This is a genomic window from Haloechinothrix alba, assembly GCF_900188115.1.
In the GTDB taxonomy this organism is placed as follows: domain Bacteria; phylum Actinomycetota; class Actinomycetes; order Mycobacteriales; family Pseudonocardiaceae; genus Haloechinothrix; species Haloechinothrix alba.
In genome coordinates this window covers 226,403-232,590 of record NZ_FZNW01000007.1, presented here as the reverse complement: position 1 = coordinate 232,590, position 6,188 = coordinate 226,403, and the positions used below count along the sequence as shown (strand labels likewise).

8 protein-coding genes and 1 pseudogene are annotated in these 6,188 nt (G+C 66.6%); 3 read left to right on the top strand and 6 right to left on the bottom strand.

Annotation, left to right across the window (positions count from 1 at the left end; genetic code table 11):
* Positions 1-227: transposase (locus CHB84_RS22350; RefSeq protein WP_141134628.1), on the bottom strand; the 227-nt coding region annotated here is incomplete at its 3' end.
* Positions 228-236: 9 nt separating this feature from the next.
* A complete protein-coding gene (locus tag CHB84_RS22845) occupies positions 237-398 on the bottom strand; it encodes a hypothetical protein (protein ID WP_176439872.1) in 162 nt (53 codons plus the stop codon).
* Positions 399-579: 181 nt separating this feature from the next.
* Between CHB84_RS22845 and CHB84_RS08920 the strand changes: the two genes are divergently transcribed.
* From CHB84_RS08920 to CHB84_RS08910, 3 genes are all read left to right on the top strand, one after another.
* On the top strand, positions 580-834 hold the full coding sequence (locus CHB84_RS08920; protein ID WP_217898494.1) for an acyl-CoA dehydrogenase family protein: 255 nt from the start codon (positions 580-582) through the stop codon (positions 832-834).
* On the top strand, positions 777-1,256 hold the full coding sequence (locus CHB84_RS08915; protein WP_089301048.1) for a Rossmann-fold NAD(P)-binding domain-containing protein: 480 nt from the start codon (positions 777-779) through the stop codon (positions 1,254-1,256). The genes CHB84_RS08920 and CHB84_RS08915 overlap by 58 nt, the downstream gene beginning before the upstream one ends.
* A 173-nt stretch (positions 1,257-1,429) precedes the next feature.
* On the top strand, positions 1,430-2,305 hold the full coding sequence (locus tag CHB84_RS08910; RefSeq protein ID WP_089301047.1) for an alpha/beta fold hydrolase: 876 nt from the start codon (positions 1,430-1,432) through the stop codon (positions 2,303-2,305).
* 82 nt (positions 2,306-2,387) lie between these two features.
* On the opposite strand, the gene CHB84_RS08905 is transcribed toward CHB84_RS08910, so the two are convergent.
* The 4 genes and pseudogenes from CHB84_RS08905 to CHB84_RS23485 all read right to left on the bottom strand — a co-directional run bounded on the left by CHB84_RS08905 (position 2,388) and on the right by CHB84_RS23485 (position 6,010).
* Positions 2,388-3,062: a haloacid dehalogenase type II gene (locus CHB84_RS08905; protein WP_089301046.1), complete on the bottom strand. Its 675-nt coding sequence runs from the start codon at positions 3,060-3,062 to the stop codon at positions 2,388-2,390.
* Between the two features lie 23 nt (positions 3,063-3,085).
* Positions 3,086-3,289, bottom strand: a complete 204-nt coding sequence (locus tag CHB84_RS08900; protein WP_089301045.1) for a hypothetical protein — start codon at positions 3,287-3,289, stop codon at positions 3,086-3,088.
* A gap of 643 nt (positions 3,290-3,932) precedes the next feature.
* Positions 3,933-5,276, bottom strand: a complete 1,344-nt coding sequence (gene gdhA / locus CHB84_RS08890; RefSeq protein WP_089301044.1) for an NADP-specific glutamate dehydrogenase — start codon at positions 5,274-5,276, stop codon at positions 3,933-3,935.
* A gap of 28 nt (positions 5,277-5,304) precedes the next feature.
* A pseudogene (locus CHB84_RS23485) lies at positions 5,305-6,010 on the bottom strand (ABC transporter ATP-binding protein).
* Positions 6,011-6,188: the final 178 nt, after the last annotated feature.

The window sequence follows — 6,188 nt, the reverse complement described above, 5'->3', positions numbered from 1 at the left end:
ACCGGCGCTTGACCTCCGCTGACATCTTGTTCGGTGCATACTTCGGCATGCGAACCCCTCCCGTCCGGATTCGCAACGACCCTTAGAGAGCAAGCCGGGTCCAATGGCCGGTTCTGCCATGTGGTGATCTCCTCGGCCACCGCGTCAGGGACCCGCGAGATCACGTCCCCGGACACCTCGACTCCGTAGAGCTCGGCCAGATGGGAGCGAATGTCACGCACGCTCATGCTGTGCGCCTACCAGCTCAGGAGCTGCTCGTTGAACCCAGCCAGCCGACGCGCGTGCTTGGGCACCAGCTGCGTCAACTCCGTCAGCAGCCCGTCAGACCCGAGTAGCTCGGCCTGATCAGCATCGGCACGGTTCAGCAGCCCATCGGCCAGCTGATCCACGTCAGTCAACTGATCGACGTTCGTGTCCTCGCTCGTGCTCGTGATCCTCTCCGGGCAGCAGCACTAACCAGTGCTGCCACCCCGTCGGGCCACGAAATCAACACACAAAGTTCCAGACGCGCCCCGCCGCGACGCCGGTGAGGTGTTCCCCGAGCCGGAAGCCGCGATGGCGAAGTAGTACGGAAGCCGGTTGGCGGTCGACGTGGCCCGCGATGCGGTCCAGGCGTTCGGTGGGCTCGGCTTCGCCCGGGAGCTCAGCGCCGACGGCACGCCGGGGCCGGTCGAGGCGATCTACCGCGACAGCAAGGTCGGGGAGATCGACGAGGGCGCCAACGAGATCCTGAAGTGGGTCATCGCTCGCGGCATATTCGGCAAGGAGATCACCGGATGTGTCTCGCGGGCCGCACCCTGCTCATGTCCGGCGGCAGCCGCGGCGCCAACCTGATCCTGCTGGCCAAGAGCGACACTCCGGACCGCCGGTTGTCCGGCACGATCCACACTGCTGCCGCAGCGATCGAGGCCGCGGGCGGCAGTGCGCTTGCAGTCGTCGGGGACGTACGCGACGAGGCATCGGTGCAGCGGGCGGTCGAACGCGGCGTGGCGGCCAACTGCTTGTGGCCCGAGACCTACATCGCCACTGATGCGGTGAAGAACATTCTCGGTGGCGAAGCCGCGATGGACAGGTCGCGCTCACCCGAGATCGTGGCCGACGCCGCCACCACGATCCTCGAGCGGCCCGCGAGCGAGTGCACCGGCAACACGTTCCTCGACATGGAGGTGCTCCACGACGCCGGAGTCACCGACCTCTCGCCGTACGGCGGCGCGGGAGAACTCGAGTACGACATCTCCGTCGATCGACCCGGGTGACGACGTACACGGCCGCGCTCACGCACCATGTGCGCAGCTGCGGCGATCCTCGCCAGGGCGAAGCCGAGATCCGTGACAAGTATACCGACCGGTGGGTTGACATGCTTCCCGGCACGTGTTGTGCTTCGTATGATAGATAAACCGACCGGTATACCTCCAGGTTTGGGGAACTCATGCTCGACCGACATGTGATCGTCGACGGTGTACGCCTGGCCTGCCGCTACACCCAGGGTGATTCCGGCGAGACGCTGGTGTTCCTGCACGGCACGCCGTCACATTCGTTCATCTGGCGCCACGTGATCCCGCCGTTGGAAGAGCGCGGGCACACCGTCGTCGCCTATGACCTGTTGGGTTACGGGGCGTCGGAGCGCCCGCTTGCACGCGACACCTCCGTGACGGCGCAAGCGGAGTTGCTCGGCGCGCTTCTCGCAGAGCTGGATGTTCGCCGGTGCACGCTCATCGGCCACGACATCGGGGGCGCGATCGCGCAGCTGTTCGCCGCCGGCAACAGGCCTCGCGTGAACCGGCTGATGCTCATCGACAGCGTCAGCTACGACTCGTGGCCGTCGACCACCTGGCAGGACATCATCCACCATCACCTCGACGACTACGCGGCAATGCCACAGCAGGACTTCGAAGACATGCTGGCCCGCCAACTACGCATGACCGTCGCCGAACCCGGGCACATGTCCGGCGCTGTGCTCGACGCCTACCTCGCGCCCCTTCGCACGCCGCTCGGGCGCATGTCGTTCTTCGAACACCAAGTTCGCCACTACGACTCGACTCCGACTCGGCAGCTCGCGCCCCAGCTCAAGACGTTCTCCATGCCGACACGCATCCTCTGGGGTGAGCTCGACCAGTGGCAGCCGCTGAGCTACGGGCGGCAACTCGCCGAGGACATCCCGCGCGCAGAACTCGTCACCATCGCCGGAGCCGGGCACTTCCTCATGGAAGACGCCGCTGACCGAGTCGTCAGCGAGATCCGGCACGTGCTGACAACCGCAGGCGGTGCGTCGGCCGATCACGCAGTGGATCACTCGGCCGGATAAGTCCCGGTCGCCGCGTGGGTGACAGCTGCTGCCGGTCGGGGTTCCCGTCCTGGCACCGGGAAGGGAACTGTTCGAGGCAACCTCAGCTGGACGGGAGTTGCAACAGGCGTTCGGCGACCTCGACAAGATCGGGGCCGCTCACGTCGGGGGCGGTGAAGACGTCACCGTAGCGGCCTTCCAGTCGCTGGCACCATCCGGCGAGACAGCCCGCGCGCTTGGCTCCGTGGCAGTCCCAGGCGTGCACCGCGACCAGTGCCATGCGCTCCGGTGATGTTCCGAGTTCGTGGGCTGCCACGCGGTAGATGGAAGGAGCGGGTTTCCAGATACCGGCCTGCTCGGCGGTGATGACGTGATCCATGTGGCGCGCCAGTCCTGCTTGTTCCAGGAACCGTGCCGTGTTCTGCGCGCTGCCGACGGTCAGGCAGCCGACCCGCAGCCCGGCTTCGGACAACCGGCGCAGCGCGGGCTCGGCATCGGGGTGTGCGGGTAGCCGGCCGAAGCCGGCCAGCACGTGGTCGATGTCTTCCTCGGTGGCGGTGTGCTCCGTCTCGGTGCGCAACGCCTGCCGTGCCACCGACTCGAACCTCCCGAAATCCCCGCTGAGGGTCAGCGCCATGGAGTCACGCTGGAAGCGCATGAACCACGGCAGCAACAGCCGTGCCGGTTGGCCGACCTTCTCCAGCCGTTCGCGCAGCGGATCCAGATCCAGCAGGGTCTCGAGTACATCGAAAGCGACGGCGTGCGGACGAGCCGGCACGGGGACCTCCCTCGGTTGGCGATTCAGCTTCCTGAAAGGTACTGCACATACCGGTTTGTATAGTCCCAGTCGATGGTGCGAGACGTCGCGGTGACAGAAGCACAACGAAGGACCGAGAGCGCCCCCTCGGCGGCGGACCGCATCCCGGCCACGCCATCATCCACGAGCACAAGGAAGGCATCCGGCGTTACCTCGAAGGCTTCGCCGCCGAAGCCGGATGCCGCCATCCGGTGGATGTCGCCGAGGAATGGTTCCTCCTGCTCGAAGGAGCCACAGTCACCGCATCGCTACGGCCACAGCACCAAACCCCTCCATCGCGCTGGCCAAGCCGCTCTCCGACTGTTGCCGTCACCGAGCCCCGGGTAGCCGTGGATTGCTTCCATGTACCGGCGTCGCCGTTTAAGCACGATCCGGGCGCAGCCGGCTCAGGCGACCGCGATCGTGGTCTTCGCGCCGCGGTCCTCGTGGTCACCGACAGGACAGTAGATCTCGTACTAGCCATTTCCACTGTGACCGTGAGCTTCTCGGACTCCCCCGGTGCCAGATCTGCGGTCTCCTCCTCCATGCCCTCGCCCGAGCGCGGGAAAGCGCATCGCGCCGATGGTGTCACGCTCGGTGACGATCTGCTGGCCGCACCGGTCACAGGCAGCCCTCCCAGCCGGGTTGGCATCCCTCCCACAGTTTCCCTATCTGCAGGAACAGGGTGTTTTGCCCACGGATGGGGGTAACTTGGAGGTGAGAGCCCGCCCGGAAATCGCTCGGGTTGATGGCAAAGTCGGGGCCACCTCAACACCCTTTCGGGCGGGCTCTCGCCGAACGACCACGGCTCCGCCGACAACCACCTGATTGGGCGAGTGCCTACCGCGCTCGTCAGACCACGCCGAGGGCCAGCATCGCGTCGGCGACGCGGCAGAACCCGGCAATGTTGGCCCCCGCCGTGTAGTCACCCGGCATGCCGTATTCATCGGCGGTCTCGTAGCAGCGATGGTGAATGTCGGCCATGATGTCCTTCAGGCGCTGCTCGGTGAACTCGCGGCTCCAGGAATCCCGCGAGGCGTTCTGCTGCATCTCCAGTGCGGAGGTGGCCACACCGCCTGCGTTGGCGGCCTTGCCCGGGCCGAACGCGATGCCCGCTTCCCGGAACACGCGCACCCCTTCCGGGGTGGTCGGCATGTTGGCACCCTCACCCAGCGCCACGCACCCGTTGCGGACCAGGGTGCTCGCATCCCTGCCGGTGATCTCGTTCTGCGTGGCCGAGGGCATCGCGACGTCGCACTCGATCTCCCAGATCGACCGTCCCGGCACGAACTTCGCCGACGGCCTGCGGTCGGCGTAGTCGCAGATCCGGCCGCGCTCGATCTCCTTGATCGTCTTGACGAGCTCGACGTCGATGCCGGACTCGTCGAGCACGTAGCCTTCGGAGTCCGAGCACGCCACGACAATGCCGCCCAGGTCCTGCACCTTCTCGATGGTGTAGATGGCGACATTGCCGGAACCGGAGACAACGGTGCGTTTACCGTCGAAAGAATCACCCCTGGCCGCGAGCATTTCGTTGACGAAGAACACGTTGCCGTACCCGGTTGCCTCGGTGCGCACACGCGCACCCCCGAAGGGGAGGCTCTTGCCGGTCAGTACCCCGGACTCGTACCGATTGGTGAGCCGCTTGTACTGCCCGAACAGGTAGCCGATCTCGCGGCCACCCACGCCCACGTCCCCGGCAGGCACGTCGGTGTACTCGCCGAGGTGCCGGTGCAGCTCGGTCATGAAGCTCTGGCAGAACCGCATCACCTCGCGGTCCGAGCGGCCCTTGGGGTCGAAGTCGGCGCCGCCCTTGCCCCCGCCGATCGGCAGGCCGGTCAGCGAGTTCTTGAAGATCTGCTCGAAGCCGAGGAACTTGACGGTGCCGAGCAGCACCGAGGGGTGGAACCGCAGGCCACCCTTGTACGGGCCGAGCGCGCTGTTGAACTCGACGCGGAACCCCCTGTTGATGTGCACTGCGCCGCTGTCGTCCTCCCACGGGACACGGAAGACGATCTGCCGCTCGGGTTCGCAGATGCGCTCGATGATGTTGCTGCGCACGTACTCGGGGTGCTTGCTGACCACCGGCCCGATGCTTTCCAGCACCTCGCGCAAAGTCTGGTGAAACTCCATCTCACCCGGATTGCGGATGACCAGCTTCTCGTAAATCGGTTCGAGATCCTCGTGCAGCGCCATTCTCTCTCCCTCGGTCACGCCCCCGAGCCTACGTTTCCCGGTATAGGAACCACTGGCCGACCGCATGTGGGCACCACAGTGCGCCGTCGACCATCTCGGTGACCTGGTCGACCTGGGTCAGCTGTGCGTGGTCGTGGGTAACCAGCACGGTCGCCGTGGCCTGCGCGTGGGTTAAAGACACGAGCAGGTCGATGCTCGCCGCGCCGCGCTCGCGGTCGAGCGAGCTGGTCGGTTCGTCCACGAGCAGTACGGCAGGCTCGTTCATCAGCGCGCGGGCGATGTTGACCCGCTGCTGCTGACCGCCGGAGAGCTGGTGCGGCTTGCGTTCGGCGTGGTCGGCGAGCCCGACCGTAGCGAGGAGCCTGCGCGCGCTCGCGAGCTTGGGCAGGGGAACGGCCCGCGATGTGGGCCATGACCTGTAGCTGCTCGATCGCGCTCAGTGAAGGGAACAGGTTCGGTTGCTGAAAGATGATCCCGAGCTGCTCCCGACGAAGCATGGTTGCTTGCGCACGGCTCAAGCTCGAGGTGGATGTGCCGCCGACGGTGACCTCGCCCGCATCCGGGGTGATCAGCGTGGCTGCCACAGCAAGCAGGCTGGACTTGCCTGAGCCGGACGGTCCGGCCACGGCCGTGACGGTGCCCGCCGGGACGTGGAGGTCGACGTGGTTCAGCGCCGTCAGGCGGTGCCCACCGTCGGGGTAGGTCAGCGTGATGCCGGTCAGGTGCAAGCTCATCGGGCACTCCCTAGCGCGGTTAGCGGGTCGACAGCGGTGATGCGGCGGATGGCCAGCCCGGCGCCGGGCGCGCCGAGCGCGGGTCTGTCCGATGGCTCGGACAGACCCCGGGTGGGTGACTCCGCAGCGCGACCGTGCTGCCGGGCCCCATCGAGCCGTACTCGCTCGTTGGGGCCCG

Bases quoted from the DNA above. Each gene is read 5' to 3' on its own strand.
- CHB84_RS08915 (WP_089301048.1), top strand. From the start codon at position 777: ATGTGTCTCGCGGGCCGCACCCTGCTCATGTCCGGCGGCAGCCGCGGC.
- CHB84_RS08910 (WP_089301047.1), top strand. From the start codon at position 1,430: ATGCTCGACCGACATGTGATCGTCGACGGTGTACGCCTGGCCTGCCGC.
- CHB84_RS08900 (WP_089301045.1), bottom strand. From the start codon at position 3,289: ATGGCGGCATCCGGCTTCGGCGGCGAAGCCTTCGAGGTAACGCCGGAT.
- gdhA (WP_089301044.1), bottom strand. From the start codon at position 5,276: ATGGCGCTGCACGAGGATCTCGAACCGATTTACGAGAAGCTGGTCATC.